Origin of the sequence: Streptomyces sp. DG1A-41, assembly GCF_037055355.1 — a bacterium.
Lineage (GTDB): Bacteria > Actinomycetota > Actinomycetes > Streptomycetales > Streptomycetaceae > Streptomyces.
Window position 1 is genome coordinate 3,925,836 of record NZ_CP146350.1, and the last position, 18,721, is coordinate 3,944,556.

The 18,721-nt window shown below is 71.9% G+C and carries 14 protein-coding genes and 2 pseudogenes; 10 read left to right on the forward strand and 6 right to left on the reverse strand.

The features are described 5' to 3' along the window. The first annotated feature begins 70 nt into the window (after nucleotides 1-70). Nucleotides 71-1,021, forward strand: a complete 951-nt coding sequence (locus V8690_RS18090) for an alpha/beta hydrolase (protein ID WP_338785392.1) — start codon at nucleotides 71-73, stop codon at nucleotides 1,019-1,021. Nucleotides 1,022-1,144: 123 nt separating this feature from the next. Here V8690_RS18090 and V8690_RS18095 read toward each other — a convergent pair whose 3' ends face one another. Both V8690_RS18095 and V8690_RS18100 read right to left on the reverse strand, forming a co-directional pair. Continuing rightward, complete coding sequence (locus V8690_RS18095) at nucleotides 1,145-3,523, reverse strand: PQQ-binding-like beta-propeller repeat protein (RefSeq protein ID WP_338780141.1); 2,379 nt, start codon at nucleotides 3,521-3,523, stop codon at nucleotides 1,145-1,147. 191 nt (nucleotides 3,524-3,714) lie between these two features. After that, nucleotides 3,715-4,437 carry a VOC family protein gene (locus V8690_RS18100; RefSeq protein WP_338780143.1) on the reverse strand — a complete coding sequence of 241 codons (723 nt, stop codon included), beginning with the start codon at nucleotides 4,435-4,437 and terminating at the stop codon, nucleotides 3,715-3,717. Nucleotides 4,438-4,559: 122 nt separating this feature from the next. On the opposite strand from V8690_RS18100, the gene V8690_RS18105 reads away from it, so the two are divergent. Further along, nucleotides 4,560-5,207 carry a TetR family transcriptional regulator gene (locus V8690_RS18105; RefSeq protein WP_167407538.1) on the forward strand — a complete coding sequence of 216 codons (648 nt, stop codon included), beginning with the start codon at nucleotides 4,560-4,562 and terminating at the stop codon, nucleotides 5,205-5,207. 218 nt (nucleotides 5,208-5,425) lie between these two features. Here the strand turns inward: V8690_RS18105 and V8690_RS18110 are convergent, their stop codons facing one another. After that, complete coding sequence (locus V8690_RS18110; RefSeq protein WP_338780147.1) at nucleotides 5,426-6,607, reverse strand: acyl-CoA dehydrogenase family protein; 1,182 nt, start codon at nucleotides 6,605-6,607, stop codon at nucleotides 5,426-5,428. 110 nt (nucleotides 6,608-6,717) lie between these two features. On the opposite strand from V8690_RS18110, the gene V8690_RS18115 reads away from it, so the two are divergent. Next, complete coding sequence (locus tag V8690_RS18115; protein ID WP_338780149.1) at nucleotides 6,718-7,887, forward strand: acetyl-CoA acetyltransferase; 1,170 nt, start codon at nucleotides 6,718-6,720, stop codon at nucleotides 7,885-7,887. Between the two features lie 157 nt (nucleotides 7,888-8,044). On the opposite strand, the gene V8690_RS18120 is transcribed toward V8690_RS18115, so the two are convergent. Further along, nucleotides 8,045-9,442 (reverse strand): hypothetical protein, encoded by a 1,398-nt coding sequence (locus V8690_RS18120; protein ID WP_338780151.1) that lies wholly within the window; start codon nucleotides 9,440-9,442, stop codon nucleotides 8,045-8,047. Continuing rightward, the gene (locus V8690_RS18125; RefSeq protein ID WP_338780153.1) at nucleotides 9,439-10,713 is read right to left on the reverse strand and encodes a glycosyltransferase; all 1,275 of its coding nucleotides are present in this window, start codon (nucleotides 10,711-10,713) and stop codon (nucleotides 9,439-9,441) included. The genes V8690_RS18120 and V8690_RS18125 overlap by 4 nt, the downstream gene beginning before the upstream one ends. A gap of 739 nt (nucleotides 10,714-11,452) precedes the next feature. Between V8690_RS18125 and V8690_RS18130 the strand changes: the two genes are divergently transcribed. From V8690_RS18130 to V8690_RS18160, 7 genes and pseudogenes are all read left to right on the forward strand, one after another. Then, entirely contained in the window at nucleotides 11,453-11,977 is a 525-nt protein-coding gene (locus V8690_RS18130; protein WP_338780155.1) for a PadR family transcriptional regulator, read from the forward strand. Next, nucleotides 11,974-12,669, forward strand: a complete 696-nt coding sequence (locus V8690_RS18135; protein ID WP_338780157.1) for an ABC transporter ATP-binding protein — start codon at nucleotides 11,974-11,976, stop codon at nucleotides 12,667-12,669. Before V8690_RS18130 ends, V8690_RS18135 begins: the two co-directional genes overlap by 4 nt. Then, nucleotides 12,666-15,004: pseudogene (locus V8690_RS18140) on the forward strand (FtsX-like permease family protein). The gene V8690_RS18135 and the pseudogene V8690_RS18140 overlap by 4 nt, the downstream one beginning before the upstream one ends. A gap of 20 nt (nucleotides 15,005-15,024) precedes the next feature. Further along, nucleotides 15,025-15,349: pseudogene (locus V8690_RS18145) on the forward strand (PadR family transcriptional regulator); the annotation flags it as partial. A 171-nt stretch (nucleotides 15,350-15,520) separates the two neighbouring features. Next, nucleotides 15,521-15,793, forward strand: a complete 273-nt coding sequence (locus V8690_RS18150) for a hypothetical protein (protein ID WP_338785672.1) — start codon at nucleotides 15,521-15,523, stop codon at nucleotides 15,791-15,793. A 168-nt stretch (nucleotides 15,794-15,961) separates the two neighbouring features. Beyond that, nucleotides 15,962-17,338, forward strand: coding sequence for a pyridoxal-dependent decarboxylase (locus V8690_RS18155; protein WP_338780159.1), 1,377 nt, complete (start codon nucleotides 15,962-15,964; stop codon nucleotides 17,336-17,338). A 5-nt stretch (nucleotides 17,339-17,343) separates the two neighbouring features. Continuing rightward, a complete protein-coding gene (locus V8690_RS18160; RefSeq protein WP_338780161.1) occupies nucleotides 17,344-17,841 on the forward strand; it encodes a hypothetical protein in 498 nt (165 codons plus the stop codon). On the opposite strand, the gene V8690_RS18165 is transcribed toward V8690_RS18160, so the two are convergent. Then, nucleotides 17,771-18,643 (reverse strand): NAD(P)H-binding protein, encoded by an 873-nt coding sequence (locus V8690_RS18165; RefSeq protein ID WP_338780163.1) that lies wholly within the window; start codon nucleotides 18,641-18,643, stop codon nucleotides 17,771-17,773. The two genes, V8690_RS18160 and V8690_RS18165, sit on opposite strands and share 71 nt — an antisense overlap. Between the last annotated feature and the right edge of the window lie 78 nt (nucleotides 18,644-18,721).

Below are 18,721 nucleotides of genomic sequence, written 5' to 3' on the forward strand. Positions count from 1 at the left end.
TGAAGGACCGGTTGCGGCAGGGAATCGTTTACCCGTACACGCGTATGCTCGTCGGGTGGTTGAGCATCGGATGATCGACGTGAACGGCATACGGCTGCACATCGCGGAACAGGGCGAGGGCCCGCTCGTGGTGCTGCTGCACGGCTTCCCTGAGTCCTGGCACTCCTGGCGGCACCAGTTCGGGCCGCTGGCCGATGCCGGTTTCCGGGTGGTCGCGCCCGACCAGCGCGGATACGGGCGCAGCGATCACCCCGAGGACGTGGCGGCGTACAGCATCCTCCACCTGGTGGGGGACGTGGTCGGACTGGTCCACGCGCTGGGCGAGGAGCGGGCGTTCGTCGTCGGACACGACTGGGGAGCGCCGGTGGCCTGGCACACCGCGCTGCTGCGGCCGGACGTGGTGCGCGGGGTGGCGGGTCTGAGCGTGCCGCCGCCGTTCCGTGGCGCGCAGCCGCCGCTCAGGACGATGCGGGAGCGGTTCGACGGGCGGTTCTACTGGAACTACTTCGAGCAGCCCGGGGTCGCCGAGGCCGAGTTCACCGCCGACACCCGCGCCACCCTGCGCAAGCTGCTGTACTCCGCCTCGGGTGACGCCCCGGGTGCCGGACGCCCCGAGCAGGCCCTGGTCGACTTGGAGCGTGGCTGGCTCGCGGACGCGCCGGACCCCGAGGTGCTGCCCGAGTGGCTGACCGAGGAAGACCTCGACGCCCTCACCGACAGCTACGCGCGGGGCTTCACCGGCGCGCTCAACTGGTACCGCAACCTGGACCGCAACTGGGAGCTGACCGCCCCCTGGCAGGGCGCGGTCGTGTCCCCGCCCGCGCTGTACGTGTACGGCGACCGGGACCTGGTTCCGGCCTTCCCGGGCACGCCCGAACTGATCGAGAGGCTGCCCGAGTCGATGCCCAGCCTGCGCCGGAAGCCGCTCGTGCTGCCGGGCTGCGGCCACTGGACGCAGCAGGAGCGGCCCGCCGAGGTGAACGAGGCGCTGCTCGACTTCCTGACGGAGCTGCGGGACTGACGCCCTGCTTGGACCAGTCCCTGGGGGGCTTCTGATGGATCTCCGTGGAAGAAGGAGCGGCGTTCGGTGCGTGCTCTCGGCGTGCCGGGCGTCGCGACGCCGCGGAGATCCATCAGAAGCCCCCTAGCTCGTACGTGCCGTGCCCGTGCCCTTCTCCGCGTCCAGGGCGTACACGCAGCGGTCCTTGCTGCACGCGTACACCACTCCGTCCCGGACGACCGGGGAGCCGGTGATCTCGCCGCCGGTGGCGAGCTTCCAGCGGAGCCGGCCGTCGTCGGCCTTCAGGGTGTAGAGCAGGTGGTCGGTGGAGCCGAAGTGGATACGGCCCTCGGCCACCGAGGGGGTGCCCACGATGTCGCCGCCCGCCTGGAAGCGCCACTTGGGCGTGCCGGTGACCGCGTCGAGGGTGTAGAGGCCCTTGCCGCTGCCCACGTGGACATGGCCGGCGGCGACCAGGACGGGGTCGACGGACGCCCGGGACTCGGTGGCGATGCGCCAGCGGTCACGGCCGTCGGTGGCGTCGAGGGCGTACACCGTGCCGAGGTAGTCGGCCAGGTAGATGCCGCCGCCGGCGACGGCCGGGCCGGGGACGAAGGTGGGCGGGGAGAGGAAGACGGCCGGGGCCTCGAAGTGCCACTTGACGTGCCCGGCGGCCACGTCGAGGGCGAGGACGCGGGTGCCGGCGCAGACGTAGACGTAGCCGTCGGACGCCTGGGCGACCCGGACCGGGACGCCGCCGCAGGAGGCCGCGTCGCCGATGGGGTACGACCAGCGCTCGTCGCCGGTGCGGGCGTCCAGGGCACGCAGCCGGGCGTCCTGCCACACGTAGACCGTGCCGTCGTGCAGGGCGGGTCCGGCCTCGGGGGACTCGAAGTCGCTCTGGCAGCCGGTGACCTCCCAGAGCTTCTGGCCGTTCGAGGCCTCCCAGCCCTGGACGCCGCCGCCCCGGGTGCCGGTGACGACCGTGCCGCGGCCGGCCTTGAGCGAGTAGACCCAGGCGTCCGTCTGGAGGCGCCACAGGTCGGTGCCCTCACGGGCGTCGAGGGCGAACAGCGTGGGCCCGTCGGAGGCGTGGATACGACCGTCCGCGACCGCCATGGACCAGGCGACGTCCCGGGTCTTGAAGCGGCGGCGGCCGGTGGCCACGTCCAGCGCGTGCACCTCGAAGGAGGTGACGTAGACCAGGTCGCCGTCGACCGACGGAGTGCCCCAGACGTCGTTGGACATGCGGAAGCGCCAGGGCCGCCAGCCGCTCGCCTGCTCGGGCGGCGCGGCCGGGGCCGGGGGCGCGGCGACGGCGGGGCCCACGGCGGGGTCCGCGCCGTTGACGCCGGGGCGGGGCTTGGACCAGGAGGCGGCGAGGGCGGCCTCCGGAGGGGGTGCCTTGACGGCGGCGGCACGGACGTCGGCGACGCGCGGGCCCGGCCCGATGGGCACCTGGGCGCCGGCCAGCCGCACCGGGCCGGTGTCGGGACCCCCGACGGGTGCGGGCACGGGCGCCGGGACGACGGGGTCGTGCGAGGGCGGGGGCGGGATGGGCGCCGGGCCGGGGGCGGGGCGTCCGCCGCCGCTGCGGCCGGTGCCGGGGGCGGGCTTGCCGGCCGGGCGGCCGTTGCGGCGGGACTCGATCAGGCTCACCGCCCGCTCGGGCAGCCACGCCGAGGCCGTGCCGCTGTCGTCGGAGCCGGAGCCGAAGAGGTGGGGGGCCAGCTGGGCCTGGAGGTCGGCCGGGTTGGGGCGGGCCGTGGGGTCCATCTGCATACAGGACTCGATGAGCGGACGCAGCTCGTCCGGGAGTCCTTCGAGGTCCGGGCCCTCGCGCAGCAGCATGAAGACGGTCTCGACCGGATTGGCGCCGTGGAAGGGCGGGTGCCCGGTGGCGGCGAAGACCAGCATGGAGCCGAGGGAGAAGACATCGCTGGCGCCGGTGACGCTGCGGGAGTCCTTGGCCTGTTCGGGGGACATGTAGGCGGGCGTGCCGACGGCGACGTTCGTCATCGTCAAACGCGTGTTCGAGACGCCCGACGCGATGCCGAAATCGATCACCCGGGGGCCGTCCTCGACGACCAGGACGTTCGACGGCTTGAGGTCCCGGTGCACCAGCCCGGCGCCGTGGATGGACTGGAGCGCCTCGGCCACGCCCGCCGCCAGCCAGCGCACCGCCTGGGCCGGCAGCGGCCCGCAGTCGTTCACTATCTCTTCGAGGGAGGGCGCGGGAACGTACGCGGTGGCCAGCCACGGCACGGCGGCGCGCGGGTCGGCGTCCACGACCGCGGCCGTGTAGAAGCCGGAGACGGCGCGGGCGGCCTCCACCTCACGCGTGAAGCGGACCCGGAACAGCTGGTCCTCGGCCAGCTCCGTCCGGACGGTCTTGATCGCCACGCGCCGGCCGGACGCCGAGCGCGCGAGATAGACCAGCCCCATGCCGCCGGCACCCAGCCGTCCCAGCACCTCGAACGGCCCGATCCGCCGCGGATCGTGCTGCGTCAGCTGATCCACCACTCTGCCTGCCACCTCCCCGTACGAGCCGCGCCAAGCCACATGTTCCACGCGACCCCGTGCAGCGTCTCACCACCGCACCGCCATGGCGGCACGCACCCCGATTCTTCCTGGCCGGAGCCGTGGTTGCGAACCCGGTGACAATTGGGATGTCTCGCCCCACAGACGGCCAAATGCAGACCAACACGGCCTGCTCAGCGGTGCAGCAGCGCGAAGGACGCCCCCTGATTGTCCGTGACGACGGCGACCGTGCCGTACGAGGTCCGGAAGGGCGGGGCCTGGATCCGGCCGCCGAGGCGGGTGACGTCCTCCATCGCGGCCGGTACGTCCTCGACGGCGAAGTGGACGAGGAAGTGGGGCGGCATCTCGGCCGGGAACACGCCGGAGACGGGGGCACGGCCGAAGTCGGGCTCGGCGTCCGGACCGAACAGGGCCTCCTGGAAAAGATCGCCGTAGAAGGCGTTGGCCGCCTCGGTGTCCCGGGCGTACAGCTCGGCCCAGGCGAAGGTGCCCGGCTCGTGCCGCCTGCCGAAGCCGGGGTGCCCGCCCGGCTGCCACAGGGCGAAGACGGCCCCCTCCGGGTCCGTGACGAGGGCCGTGACGCCCAGCTCGCCGGCCGGCACCGGCGCCGATACGACCTGCCCGCCGGCCGCCCGGATACGCCGGACCAGGGCCGCCGCGTCCGGGGTCGCGAAGTACACGGTCCAGACGGTGGGCAACCGGCCGTCCACCTTGCGGACCAGCGCGGCCACGGGTTCACCGTCCTTCAGCGCCTGCGCGAAGGGGCCGAACCAGTCCTCGAAGGTCCACCCGAAAAGTTCACCGTAGAACCGCTTGCCCGCCTCGACGTCGGGAAGCTGCGCGTCCACCCAGCAGGGAACGCCCTCTGCGTACACCGATGCCCTGTTTTCGGCCATGCCGACAACGTAACCGCGACTGCCGCACCCCGCAGACCAGGCACACCAGCCCCCACACCCCCTTGCACCCCATTTGCAGTCGGCCGAATCGCGCCCCGATCACGCCTCGGTAAGCTGACGGCATGACAGGACAAGTGCGTACCGTCGACGGCCGCGTGGCCGGTAGGCGTGGGCAGGCGACCCGGCAGAAGCTGCTCGACTGCCTCAGCGAGATGCTCAGCTCCTCCCCGTACCGGGACGTCAAAGTCATCGATGTCGCCCGGAAGGCGGGCACTTCGCCCGCGACCTTCTACCAGTACTTCCCGGACGTCGAGGGCGCCGTCCTGGAGATCGCCGAACAAATGGCGACCGAGGGCGCCGCGTTGACCGAGCTCTTGGAGGGCCGCTCCTGGGCCGGCAAGGCCGGCTGGCAGACGGCGCAGGAACTCGTCGACGGGTTCCTGGAGTTCTGGCGCAAGAACGACGCGATCCTCCGGGTCGTGGATCTCGGCGCCGCCGAGGGCGACAAGCGGTTCTACAAGCTCCGCATGAAGATCCTCAACTCGGTGAACAACTCCCTCGCGGACGCCGTCGCCGAGCTCCAGGCCAAGGGCCGGGTCGACAAGGACGTGAACCCGGCGGCCATCGCCGGTTCGCTGGTCGCGATGCTCGCGGCCGTCGCCTCCCACCAGAAGGGCTTCTCCTCCTGGGGCGTGAAGCAGGCCGAACTGAAGCCGAACCTCGCGCTGTTGGTCCACCTGGGCGTCACGGGCAGGAAGCCGACGAAGTAGCCCGGCGCAACACCCTTTTCCTCACCCAAGTCCTGTCTGGCAGGCGGCGGTTCACCCGAGTGGACCGTCGCCTGTCGCGCTTTTCTCACTCTGATCTCGCGCAGTGCGCCGCCCTTCAGGACGGTGGTGAAGCGCATCTCAAGTCTGCTCTGAGACGTACGGCGCCAGGCGCCCGAACCGCCGGCTGGAGGAGACCTTCTGCACGAACCGCATGCCCCTCATCGGCCGGCCTCCTCGAAGACGTGCGCCGCCTCGGCGGCGTGGGCCCGCAGCCGGTGCACCGGCCCGAACAGCAGCTCGTCGCCCGCGGCACGCTTGAAATACAGGTGGACCTCGTGCTCCCAGGTGAAACCGATGCCGCCGTGCAGCTGGACACCCTCGGCGGCGGCCGAGCGCAGGGCCTGGAGCGCCTGGGCCAGGGCGAGGCCGCCGGCGGTCTCCGCGTGGGCGGCGGCCCAGGCCGCGTAGTAGGCCGCCGAGCGGGCCGCCTGCACCTGGACGTACACATCGGCCAGCCGGTGCTTGACCGCCTGGAAGGAGCCGACCGGCCGCCCGAACTGCTCGCGCTGCCCGACGTACTCGACGGTCCGCGCCAGCACCCGGTCGGCGGCCCCCACCGCCTCGGCGGCGAGACAGGCGGCTGCGGTGTCACCGAGCCGGGCGAGGGCGGAGAGGGGGTCGGCGTCCGCGCTGCCCAGCGACTCGGCGGGTGTGTGGCGCAGTTGGAGACGGGCTTGCGGACGGGTGGCATCCAGTGCGGTCCGGCGTACGCGGGTGAGACCGGCGGCGTCACCGCGTACGAGGAAGAGCAGCACCCGGGAGCGGGTGAACCCCCCGGTGTGCGCGGCGACCACGAGCAGCTGGGCACTGTGCCCGTCGAGGACCTGGTCGACCTGCCCGTACAGCCGCCAGCCCCCGTCGGCCTGCCGGGCCTGTACGCCCCCGGCCCGTCCGCCGCCGGCCCACTCCCCGCGCGGGTCGCATCCGGTGAGCCCGAGGGCGGTGGCGAGGGCGGGCCCGGGCACGGCGAGGGCGGCGGTGAGTGCGCCGGAGGCGATCCGCGGGAGGAGGTCCGCCCGCTGGGCACCGGTACCGAGGGCGAGCAGCACCGGGGCGGTGAGGACGGCCGTCGCGAGCAGCGGTGAGGGGGCGAGGACCCGGCCCGTCTCCTCGCAGGCGAGGGCCAGCTCGGTGACCGAGCAGCCGGCACCGCCGCAGTCCTCGGGGAGGGCCAGTCCGGGCAGGCCGAGCTGTTCGGCGAGGGCGGTCCACAGGGCCGGGTCGTGCCCGGCCGGGGTGCCGACGGCGGCCCACAGCTCCTCGGGACCGCACCGCTTGTGGAGCAGGTCGCGCAGGGTGCGGCGGATGTCGTCCTGTTCGGCGGTGAAGCGGGCGTCCATGGGGGTACCACCTCCGCATCTGACGGTGCGTCATATTAGGGCGGCGGGGCAGGGATGCCCAGAGTGCTGCCGCGCTTGCGCGCGAGGCGATCTGATGTACCGTCAGATTTATGGCTGCCCGGAGGAAAGTGGCCGTCGTCGGTGTCGCTCTCTCGGACTGCGGCCGCGTGGGCGACGCGACCCCGTACGCCCTGCACGCCCAGGCGGCCCGGCGCGCCCTGGCCGACGCGGGCCTGGACCGCTCGCTGGTCGACGGCTTCGCCTCGGCGGGCCTGGGCACCCTGGCCCCCGTCGAGGTCGCCGAGTACCTGGGCCTGCGCCCCACCTGGGTCGACTCCACCTCCGTCGGCGGCGCCGCCTGGGAGGTCATGGCGGCCCACGCGGCGGACGCGATCGCGGCCGGGCGCGCACGCGTGGTGCTGCTCGCCTACGGCTCGACGGCCCGCGCGGACGTCAGGGCGGGCCGCCGCACCGGAACGCTGTCCTTCGGCACACGCGGACCCCTCCAGTTCGAAGTCCCCTACGGCCACACCCTGATCGCCAAGTACGCCATGGCGGCCCGCCGCCACATGATCGAGTACGGCACGACGGTCGAGCAGCTGGCGGAGGTGGCGGTCCAGGCCCGGGCCAACGCGGCCCTGAACCCGGAGGCGATGTTCCGCACCCCGGTCACGGTGGACGAGGTCCTGGCCGGCCCGTTGATCGCCGACCCCTTCACCAAGCTGCACTGCTGCGTCCGTTCCGACGGCGGGGCGGCGGTGCTGCTGGCGGCGGAGGAGTACGTACGTGACTGCCGTACGTCGCCGGTGTGGGTGCTGGGCAGCGGGGAGTACGTCTCGCACGCCGCGATGTCCGAGTGGGCGGACTTCACGGTGTCCCCTGCGGCGGTGAGCGGACGGCTGGCCTTCGAGCGGGCGGGCGTACGGCCGGACGAGATGGATTTCGCGGAGATCTACGACGCGTTCACCTACATGACCCTGGTGACGCTGGAGGACCTCGGCTTCTGCGGGAAGGGCGAGGGCGGGCCGTTCGTGGAGAAGGGCCGGCTGCGGGTCCGGGGCGGGGCACTCCCGGTGAACACCGACGGGGGTGGGCTGTCGGCTCAGCATCCGGGGATGCGGGGGTTGTTCCTGCTGGTGGAGGCGGTGCGGCAGCTGCGGGGGGAGGGCGGCGCACGGCAGGTGCGGCGGCCTGGCGACGGGGCGCTGCCACGGCTGGGGGTGGCGTCCGGGACGGGCGGGTGGTTCTGCTCTTCGGGGACGGTGGTGTTGGGGGTGTGACGACGAGTCCCAGGGGGTGCGCACGCCTCGCACCGGCGCCCCGCCCGGGGCCAGCACTTCTCGGGCCCGGACGCGAAGGCACCTCGGGAGCCGTCGGCGCCGACGCGGACCTCGATGGCTGCACCGCCCTACCTGCCCTGAGCCGCGCAGCCGGCCGTCATGGACGCACGACGACGGTCCATCCGGGGTTGTAGGTGTCCGGCACCGGAAAACGTGGCCAGTCGCGCGCCCAGTGCGGTGGGTTCCGCTCGCGAAGGACCAGCGCACTGGGGTGCGCCGGGGGATGCGACTCCGGGGCGGAGCAGCCCGCGGTGTGGGCGATGGGAATCGTCGAACTGTTCCCCTCGAGGACACACGGCGGGTGCACCCCGTGCTCGCGCAGCACGGAGACGATCCGGTCCCAGTCTCCGCGGGCCCGCTGCTGGATGCCCGCATGAGTGTGGACGAGACCGATCTGGATGCCCCAGTGCCCGAGGAGTGCCAGGGCGAGCACCGCGGCTGTCGGCAGCGAACCGCGGGTGCGGGCCCGGTGGACGACGGCGAGGAACCCGACAGCGGCAGGGAGCGCCAGCAGGGCGTAGGCCGGCAGCAGGAACCGCGGCGCGGCGTAGGGGACAAGGAAGAGATACGGCGCCGCCGTGGCCACCGCCACCGCCGCGGACAGCCACAGCGGCGCAGCGGACCTGCGCGCCCGGCGCTCCGCCCACAGCCCCAGGCCGACCAGCAGCGGCAGCAGCACCCACCACTCCGTCACGGGCAGTTGAACGCTGTCGCCCGTACAGGGACGGCACAGCAGCGGGCCGTCCAGTGCGGTGAGATGGGCGCGCAGGGAGAAGACGGCCCGCAGACCGCCCTGGACCTCGTCGGCTTCCGCGAGCCGGTTCCGCACCCCGCCGAACCGCACCTCGGCCTCGACGACCCAGGGCAGCGCCCCCGCCACGAGTCCGGCCGCCACGGCCGACAGACGCCCGCGGAGGCGGCCGTGGCCGCGCAGTGCGGGCATCAGTACGGCGGCCAGGAGCAGCGGCGCGGCGACGGCCACACCGTCGTTGGGTCGCATCAGGGTCACCACCGCCAGGCCTGCCGCGACACCCGCGTACCGGGGACGCGGCGCGAGGAAACAGCCCACCGCGGCGGTGGCACCCATGGCGGTGTAGTGGTTCGGCATCGCGGAACCGGCGTAGAACAGAGTGATCCACAGGCTGCCGTACAGCCCGGCCGCCACCCACACCGCCGACGGGCGGTGCACGATGCGCAGCCAGGGCCGGAATCCCAGCCAGAGCGCACCGCCGGCCAGCAGGAGCAGCCACACCCTGAGCAGCACCGTCGAGTCGCTCCAGGAGGCGATCGGAGCAAGCAGCAGGGGGACCCCGCGGGTACGCGGGGCGCTGAACGGGGTCGCGGGACCGTACGGTCCGAAGCGGCTGGCGTACACGATCTCGTCCCAGCCGAGCGGCAGTGTGAGCGGTACGAGGACGGCCGACAGCAGACAGAACCCGGCAACCACGATCCACAGCATCCGCTGTGCCGAGGCCGCTGTGCGATCCGCGGTCATCCGACCCACCCCAGCTTGCGCCGCCCGCGGCGCACCGCTCCGCGGGCGAGGATGCCTGCCGTGGCGGCGAGCACGGTGGCACGGTCGCGCCAGTCGGCCGGTCCGGGCGGTGGAGCGGACCGCTCGGCCCGCTCCTCCACCAGGGTGCTGAACAACCGCTCGTAGCGGTCGGCGACGCCCTCCGGGGTGAATCGTTTCGCCGCACTGGCCCGGGCGGCCCTGCCCATCTCCGCACGCCGTCCGTCGTCCCGCATCAGTGCCAGCAGTGCGGCGGCCACACCCCGGGTGCTGTCGCGCGGGACGAGACAGCCGTCCACACCGTGACGGATGATCTCGCCGGGCCCGTGGGGGCAGTCGGTGCTCACCACGGGCAGGCCGCAGCGCATGGCTTCCACGATCGTCATCCCGAACGACTCGTGCGCGGAGGTCACCGCGGCGATGGAGCCCTTGGCCCACTCGGCCTCGATGAAAGTGGCCGAACCCATCAGGAAGACCCGGTCACTCAGGCCGTGATGGGCTATCCGGTCGGCTATCCGGGCGCGTTCCGCGCCGTCCCCGTAAATGCGCAGGGACCAGTCGGGGCAGGCCGCACCGGCCAGGGCGAACGCGTCGACCAGCATCTCGTACCGCTTGACGCGGGCCAGCCGTCCCGCCGCGACGACGACCTTGGCCGCCGCGTCGGCCGGCGGCACCGAGGGTTCGGGGACGCTGTTGGGGATGGCCAGCACCCGGGTGCGCGGCAGCCGCATGCCGCGCCGGTGGTCGCGCGCGTCGGCCTCGGTCATGGTGACCAGCGCGTCGAGACCGCCGTACCAGCGTTGGAGTTCCGTCCGCAGCCGGTGCGAGTGGTTGTCGTGGGTGAGGTGCTCCTGGCCGACGAGCACGGCATGTCGTGGTCCGAACCGGGCCAGCAGCGCGTTGAGTCCGGCCCTGGTGCCCACGACGACGTCGGCGTCCGTCTCCCGCAGCCAGTCGATGACCCGCTGCTCGGCGAGCCGGTGGTACTGGTGCGAGCGGCTGTCCCCCTTCGGGAAGACTTCCCCGCTCCGCCGGGCGAGGTGGTCCGCCGCGTCCGCGGATCCCTCGCGCCGGTCCACCAGGGCCCGCAGCGGCACCTTTGGCGACCGCCCCAGCCGTGGTGTCTCGCGGTGCCGGAAGACCGACACGAGTTCCACCCGATGTCGCCCGGCGAGCGTGTCGGCGAGTGTCATGGTCGTCCGTACGGTGCCGCCCATCGCGTAGGCGTTGTGCAGCAGGAAGGCGATGCGCACGTGCGGCGTCCCCCGGTTTCCTTGTGATGTGGCTGGTCAGAGCCGCTGTGTTCACCTTCGGCGAGACAGCTGCACCCGTGCTTTCCGGTACGTTCCCGGCCGCGCTCGCCTCCGTCCCCACCCTCCTGGCCAGAGCCGGCGAAGACGGGTGCTGGGCTGCGCCAGCCGCCGCACGGGCACGAGGACGACAGGTCGACGGACGTCCACTCCGTGCGCTCACCGGAGATGACAGGCAACTCGGGTGTAGAGATGCATCACCTGACCCGGAGGTTCCTCAGCCCCGAAGACCGCTCACCGTGACGCTGGATCTGAAGCAATGACCGTCCTCACGGAATACTTCCCGCGGCAGGCGGAGACGCCGAGGCCTGCTCCCTCCGTGACCCTGACACGGCGCTCCACGTGATCCCGGAACAGACCAGCGGCGCGTGCCGCCCCGCGCCGCTCATCGATCGTCCATCGGCGGTCCGGTCCGGAAGTCGTCCACCCGCTCGCCCTCCGCCTGGGACGGCTCGGTCTGGACGTCCGGGTACTGCTCCCCCGCGCTCGCCCTCGGCCTGGGACGGCGTGTGCGAGTACAGCCGGCGGCTGCCCAAGGGCACACCCGGCCCCGTCCGAAGAGGTGGGCCCCTCGTATCAGAAGCGTGACAAAGGCCCCCCACCTGCACGGGCGTACCCCACGCCACGACCTAAACACTGCGCGTATACATGCCACGTATACATGGTGTGTAGAGTGCTGGGCATGTCCATCGGCAACACCCTTCTGGGGCTCCTGGAGTCCGGTCCGCGACATGGTTACGACCTGAAGCGGGTCTTCGACGAGAAGTTCGGTCACGACCGGCCCCTGCACTACGGCCAGGTCTACTCGACGATGTCCCGGCTGCTGAAGAACGGGCTCGTCGAGGTCGACGGCATCGAGGCGGGCGGTGGGCCCGAGCGCAAGCGGTACGCGATAACGGACGCCGGGATCACCGACGTCGAGCGCTGGCTCGCGACGCCGGAGAAACCCGAGCCGTACCTGCAGTCGTTGCTGTACAGCAAGGTCGTCCTCGCGCTGCTGACCCACCGGGACGCGGCCGGCATCCTCGACACGCAGCGCTCCGAGCATCTGCGCAGCATGCGGATCCTGACCGACCGCAAGCGCAAGGGCGACCTGGCCGACCAGCTGATCTGCGACCACGCCCTGTTCCACCTCGAAGCGGACCTGCGCTGGCTGGAGCTGACCGCCGCGCGTCTGGACAAGCTCGCCGAGGCGGTGACCACGTGAGCCGAGTTCATCCTCCAGGTTCTCTGCTCGCCGCTCAGGACCTGCGCAAGGCGTACGGGCCGACCACCGCGCTCGACGGTGCCGAGTTCTCCATCCACCCCGGTGAAATCGTCGCCGTGATGGGCCCATCCGGATCCGGCAAGTCGACGCTGCTGCACTGCCTCGCCGGGATCGTGACGCCCGACTCCGGGTCCATCACGTACCACGGGCGCGAGCTGGCCACCATGAACGACGCCCAGCGCAGTGCGCTGCGCCGCTCCGAGTTCGGCTTCGTCTTCCAGTTCGGTCAGCTGGTGCCCGAGCTGACCTGTGTGGAGAACGTGGCGCTGCCGCTGCGGTTGAACGGCATCTCCCGCAAGGAGGCCGAGCGGGCCGCGCTGACGTGGATGGAGCGGCTGGAGGTCGACGGCCTGCGCAAGAAGCGGCCCGGAGAGGTCTCCGGCGGTCAGGGGCAGCGGGTGGCCGTGGCCCGGGCGCTGGTCACCAACCCCCGGGTGCTGTTCGCCGACGAGCCGACCGGCGCGCTGGACTCGCTCAACGGCGAGCGCGTGATGGGGCTGTTCACCGAGGCGGCCCGCTCCACCAACGCGGCCGTCGTGCTCGTCACGCACGAGGCCCGGGTCGCCGCCTACTCCGACCGCGAGATCGTCGTACGCGACGGCAGGTCCCGGGACATGGAGCGGGCCATATGAAGGTGCGCCACTGGTCCAGGGACCTGGGCATGGGGGTCAGATTCGCTTTCGCCGGCGGGCGGGAGGGGCGGGCGCGGATACTGCTCACCGCCGTCGGCGTGGGGCTCGGTGTGGCACTGCTGCTGCTGTCCACGGCGCTGCCGAACGCGCTGGCCGTCCGGCACGACCGCGAGGAGGCGCGCTCCGACCTCACGTATATGGCCAGCGAGTCGCCGCTGCCGAAGGCGGACGACACGCTGCTGGTCGGAGATGCCGGGACGGCCTTCCGCGACAAGGAGGTGCGCGGGCGGGCGTTGCAGCCCGAGGGGCCCAAGGCACCCCTGCCGCCGGGGGTCTCGAGGTTTCCGGGGGTGGGCGAGATGGTGGTCTCCCCCGCGCTGAAGCGGCTGCTGGAGTCCGGCGAGGGGACGATGCTGCGCGAGCGGCTGCCGGAGCGGATCGTCGGCACCATCGCCGAACCCGGACTGATCGGTGCCCAGGAACTCGCCTTCTACCGCGGCGCCGATGACCTCGTGGTCGAGGAGGACAGCGGCCTGGTCGAACGCATCGACCGGTTCGGCGCAGGGTACAAGCCCTCGGAGAAGACGGATCCCGTCCTGGTCCTGCTCGCCCTCGTGGTGTTCCTGGTGCTGCTGCTGCCGGTCGGCGTCTTCATCGCCGCGGCCGTGCGGTTCGGCGGCGAGCGCCGCGACCGGCGACTCGCGGCCCTGCGGCTGGTCGGCTCCGACAGCCGGATGACCCGGCGGATCGCCGCGGGCGAGGCCCTCGCCGGCTCCGTGGCGGGCCTGGCCTTCGGCACGGTCTTCTTCCTGCTCATCCGGGAGTTCTCCGGGGCCGTGGAGCTGTTCGACGTGAGCGTCTACCCCAGCTATCTGACCCCCTCCCCCTTCTCGCCCTGCTGGTCGCGGTCGTGGTCCCGGCGACCGCCGTGCTGGTCACCCTGTTCGCGCTGCGGGGCGTGATGATCGAGCCGCTCGGCGTGGTGCGCACCACGAAGCCCCCGCGGCGCCGGCTGTGGTGGCGGCTGCTGCTGCCCGTGGGCGGGCTCGGCATGCTCTACCCGATGATCGCCAAGGACCGGTACAGCGAAGACTTCAACCAGTACCAGGTCACCGGTGGCGTCCTGCTGCTGCTCGTCGGAGTGACCGCGCTGCTGCCGTGGGTCGTGGAGAGGGCCGTGAACCGGCTCGGCTCCGGCGGGGTCGCCTGGCAACTGGCCATCCGCCGACTTCAGGTGAGCAGCGGAACGGCCGCCCGCATGGTCAACGGCATCGCGGTCGCGGTGGCGGGCGCCATCGCCCTGCAGATGCTGTTCTCCGGGCTGCAGGGCCAGTACACCAAGCACACCACCAACGACCTCAACCGGGCCCAGATGCACATGGACCTATGGGGCCGGGTCCCGCTCGCCCGGGCGGCGGCCGACTTCAAGGCGACCAAGGGTGTCGCGAAGGTCTACGCGTTCGACGAGGGCTACGTCAGCGACCGGCGCAGGTTCGCCGAGAACACCGCCCGGGTCACGATCGCCGGTTGCGCTTCCCTGCGCGAGGTGGCTTCCTTCCCTTCCTGCAAGGACGGTGACGCCTTCGCCATCCGGAATGGCAACGATGAGGAGGGGGTGACCGACCTTTCCAAGCCCGGCACAAAGCTGTGGTTCGACGCGATCGACGGTTCCGCTGCTCATCACAGGCCGACGGCCTGGGCGGTGCCGGCGGACGTGAAGCAGGCACGGGCGATCGCGGACCCGACCGGGGACAAGCGTGACGGCCTGCTGCTGACGCCGGGCGCCCTGCCCTCGGGCGCCGCACATGGTCTCCACGGGCAGATCTACCTCGCGCTCGACCGGAAACTGGCGGACGCGCCCGACCATGCGCGGAACACGGCCCGCCGTCTCGGCCTGCCCACCGACCCGGTGATGCTGGTGTCCAGTAAGCGCGACGACACCTACGCCTCCATCCGCACCTTCCTGTTCGTCGGCGCCGCCTGCGTACTGGCGCTGATCGGCGCGAGTCTGCTGGTGTCGCAGCTGGAGCAGCTGCGCGAGCGCCGCAAACTGCTGTCGTCGCTCATCGCCTTCGGCACCCGGCGCCGCACACTGTGCCTGTCCGTGCTGTGGCAGACGGCGATCCCGATCGGCCTCGGCCTGGCGCTGGCCACAGCGGTCGGGATGACACTGGGCGCGGTACTGCTGAAGATGACGGACAAGCCGGTGGGCGCGGACTGGGCGAGCGTACTGTCGATGACCGGCATCGCCACCGCCGTCGTTCTGCTGGTGACCGTGCTCAGCCTGCCACCACTGCTCAGGCTGATGCGCCCGGACGGCCTGCGCACCGAGTGAGCCATACACGCCGGAGGCCCATCAGTCACACACTCCTGGGCCTGCGGGAGTCCGGCCCTCACCACGGCTACGGCCTCAAGCGGGCCTTCGACGAAAAGTTCGGTCACGACCGGCCACTGCACTACGGCCAGGTCTGCTCGACGATGTCCCGGCTGCTGAAGAACGGCCTCGTCGAAGTCGACGGGATCGAGGCTGGCAGCGGTCCTGAGCGCGAGCGTACGCCATTACGGAAGCCGGGATCCCCGACATGGAGCGGTGGCTGGCCACGACAACCAGCGCTCCGAGCACCTGCGCAGCATGCGGATCCTCACCGGCCGTAAGCACAGGGGCGACCTCGCTGACCAGCCGGCCTGGCCGACCCGAAGTTCGTACAGCCGGATCGGCCGATGTCCGCCATCGGCGGCTGGGGGCCACGGGGCGATGGTGCGCCCGTGGAAATGCTCCCGTCGTCGGCGACGGGGGCGTCGGAACGAAGGTGGCGAGCAGCGCGCCACCCGCAACCAGAGAGTAAATCGAGTGGAAAATCAGACGCCGCCTGTAATTGGAACTCAGACGCCTCCAGCAGAAACTCCTCAAGGGGAGTCGGAAGACGTCGAAATCGGCGGGTTCGCCATCGGGGTCATCCTTCTCACGTCGACATGCGTGACACTAATGTCTGAGCTGGTGCTCGCCCTCGTCGGTGCGAGTCTCAAGACGACGGCAATGGCCGCTGTGATCGCATTCGGCGGCACCTTCGGTCTTGGGTACTTCATCGCCAAGAGGCTTGGATATATTCGAACGAGCACGTGATACTCGAGTGGCGTTCCACCGCAGGCGGCGCGGAAAAGAGACACGCTCAGTTGCGCTGCCAGGTCGTCGAGCTTCCCTCCCGCGGGGCAACGGCGTCGGAGGGCAGGCAGTCCAACTTCCTCCCATTGGCCGTTCCCAACCGCTCGGAGGGGTGGTTACGGTCCGGCCATGGACGAGCTGACCAGGATCTTCCGTCACGCCGCCGAGCACGCCGCCGCCTACCGCCGCTCGCTGCCCGAGCGACCGGTGGCGCGGCCCGTCGACCATGCGGCCCTGCGCGCCGCGTTCTCCCGCCCCCTGAACCGCTCGCCCGCCGACCCGCTCACGGTGGTCGACGAGTTGGTGGCCGCCGCCGAGACCGGACTCGTCGCCACCGCGGGGCCGCGGTTCTTCGGGTTCGTCGTCGGCGGGGCGCTGCCCGCGGCCACCGCCGCGGAGATCCTCGCCGCCGGGTGGGACCAGAACGCCTTCAACGCCGCGCTCTCGCCCGCCGCGCTCGCCGCGGAGGAGGCGGCGGGCGGCTGGCTGAAGGAGCTGCTCGGCATCCCCGCCACGGCCTCCACCGGGTTCGTCACCGGCGGGCAGGCGGCCAACACCGCAGGGCTCGCGGCAGCCCGGCAGCATCTGCTCACCGAGGCCGGCTGGGACGTCGGGCAGAAGGGTCTGGGCGGCGCCCCGCGCCTGCGGGTGGTCGTGGGCGAGGAACGCCACGCCACCATCGACCGCTCGCTGCGGCTGCTCGGCCTGGGCACCGACTGCCTGGAGACGGTCCGCACCGATGGACGCGGCGCCCTCGACACCGACGACCTGCGCCGCGTGCTGGCGTCCGACCCGGGCACGCCGGCGATCGTCTGCACCCAGGCGGGCAATGTGAACACCGGCGCCTGCGACGACCTCCGTACCGCATGCGATCTCACCCACGCCCACGGCGGCTGGGTGCACGTCGACGGCGCCTTCGGCCTGTGGGCGGCCGCGAGCCCGGCGACCCGCCACCTCGTCGACGGCGTCGAGCTGGCCGACTCCTGGGCCTGTGACGGCCACAAGTGGCTGAACGTGCCCTACGACTGCGGCTACGCCTTCTGCTCCCGCCCCGGCGTCCACGCCGCCGCTCTGTCGTACACCGCCTCCTACCTCACCCGCGCCGACGGCACCGCGGCCGGCGGCGCCGACTACACCGCCGAGTCCTCCCGCCACGCACGCGGCTTCGCCACCTGGGCGGCACTGCGCGAACTCGGCCGTGACGGCGTCGCCGCGCTCGTGGACCGCTGCTGCTCCCTCGCCCGCCGCTTCGCCGACGGCTTGTCCGCGGCGGGCTACGAGGTGGTCAACGACGTGGTTCTCAACCAGGTCCTCGTCAGCTTCGGCGACGACACCCGCACCGACCGCGTCGTGCAGGCGGTGCAGAAGGACGGCACCTGCTGGATGGGCGCCACCACCTGGCGCGGCCGACGGCTGATGCGCGTCTCGGTCTCCGGCCACAACACGACAGAGGCCGACGTCGACCGGTCGATCGCGGCGATCGTGCGGCTGGCGCGGGCGTCGTGACCCGGGTGACACAGCACATGTCCGGCGGCCCGGTGCCGGTAGTCACCAAAGAACCGGGCGTCGCGGTGGACCTGGTGGTCGACGAGCAGGCGATCCGGCACGTGCCGGTGATGCGGTTCGACATGGGCGACTTCCCGCTCACCGTCTCCCTGTCCGTCGAGCACGCCGCAGCACCTTGGGCGGGGGTCCTGGCTGACGAGTACCGCTGCGTGCGGCTGGAGGAGGTGAGGGCCGTCTACTACAGCGGCCCCGCCTTCCCACCGGCTCCGAGCGCATGGAAGAGCCTCACCCCGGACCCGGAGGCGGCCCGGACGTTCTGCCATCAGGTGGGCGGCCGTGTGACCTGCAAGCCGCTCATGGGCGGCCCGCTGGAGTGCCCGGACGGCCGCCGTACCGGGGTCCCCACCCACGTGGTTCCGCCGCGCAAGACCGTCAGTCCGGAAGGAACTCCCGGGCGTGGTCATGTGCCCACTGGGCGAAGGTGCGAGCGGGGAACCCGGTGACCTCCTCGGCCGTGGATGCCGGGCCTGCCGCCGTCGGATCGGATTCCGCGGGTGCCTGCGGGTCTGTCTCGTCGCCCGAATAGTCCTCGAAGCCGAGAAGGAAATCGGCGTTCTCCGCCGCGAATCCTCCTTGCTCGCGGTAGATCTCCCGCGCCTCGTCCCGGCTCACCACTTCAAAGCGGATCGGGCGCCCGATGGCCTCGGCGATGAGTTCGACCTGCCGACGCTGCGACAGCATGTCGGGGCCGTTCAGGGTGTAAGCCCGTCCGCAGTGTCCGTCCTCCAGCAGAGCCAGGGCCGCGACATCGGCGATGTCCTGCTCATGTACCGGGCACCAGGCCGCATCGGGGTAGGGGTCGCGCACCACGCCCTCGGCGCGGATGGACGGGCCCCACAGGGCCAGCTTGTTCATCGCGAACTCCCCGGGGCGCACGTGAGTCCATTCCAGACCCGACTCCTCCACGGCCCGCTCGACCGGCAGGTGGAAGTCGGTGTCGAAGCCCGCCGTGACGGCTCCGGAGGACAGCACGACGATACGGCGCACGCCGGCCTGCCGCGCCAAGGCGACCACGTCCCGGGCCGTTTCGGCGACCGGAAAGAGATACATCCGGTCGACACCCTTCAACGCGTCGACGAGTGACTCCGGTTGCGTGAGATCGCCCGCAGTCGCGCGCACGGCTTCCGGTAACCCCGCCGGGCGTGGACTGCGGGACAGAGCCCGCACCTCCGCGCCGGCCTCGGCGAGTCGCCGGACCACGTTCCGTCCGACATTTCCGGTGGCTCCGGTCACCAGGATCGCCATGATTCTCCCTCTGGTCGTCATTGCTCACGGGGACGCCGTGTTCGGCACGGCAGCCAAAATGACACGCGGCGGGGAAGC

Excerpts from the sequence above, each read along its gene's own strand:
- V8690_RS18165 (WP_338780163.1), bottom strand. The coding sequence starts at position 18,643 with ATGGCGATCCTGGTGACCGGAGCCACCGGAAATGTCGGACGGAACGTG.
- V8690_RS18115 (WP_338780149.1), top strand. The coding sequence starts at position 6,718 with ATGGCTGCCCGGAGGAAAGTGGCCGTCGTCGGTGTCGCTCTCTCGGAC.
- V8690_RS18105 (WP_167407538.1), top strand. The coding sequence starts at position 4,560 with ATGACAGGACAAGTGCGTACCGTCGACGGCCGCGTGGCCGGTAGGCGT.
- V8690_RS18090 (WP_338785392.1), top strand. The coding sequence starts at position 71 with ATGATCGACGTGAACGGCATACGGCTGCACATCGCGGAACAGGGCGAG.
- V8690_RS18155 (WP_338780159.1), top strand. The coding sequence starts at position 15,962 with ATGGACGAGCTGACCAGGATCTTCCGTCACGCCGCCGAGCACGCCGCC.
- V8690_RS18100 (WP_338780143.1), bottom strand. The coding sequence starts at position 4,437 with ATGGCCGAAAACAGGGCATCGGTGTACGCAGAGGGCGTTCCCTGCTGG.
- V8690_RS18130 (WP_338780155.1), top strand. The coding sequence starts at position 11,453 with ATGTCCATCGGCAACACCCTTCTGGGGCTCCTGGAGTCCGGTCCGCGA.
- V8690_RS18110 (WP_338780147.1), bottom strand. The coding sequence starts at position 6,607 with ATGGACGCCCGCTTCACCGCCGAACAGGACGACATCCGCCGCACCCTG.
- V8690_RS18120 (WP_338780151.1), bottom strand. The coding sequence starts at position 9,442 with ATGACCGCGGATCGCACAGCGGCCTCGGCACAGCGGATGCTGTGGATC.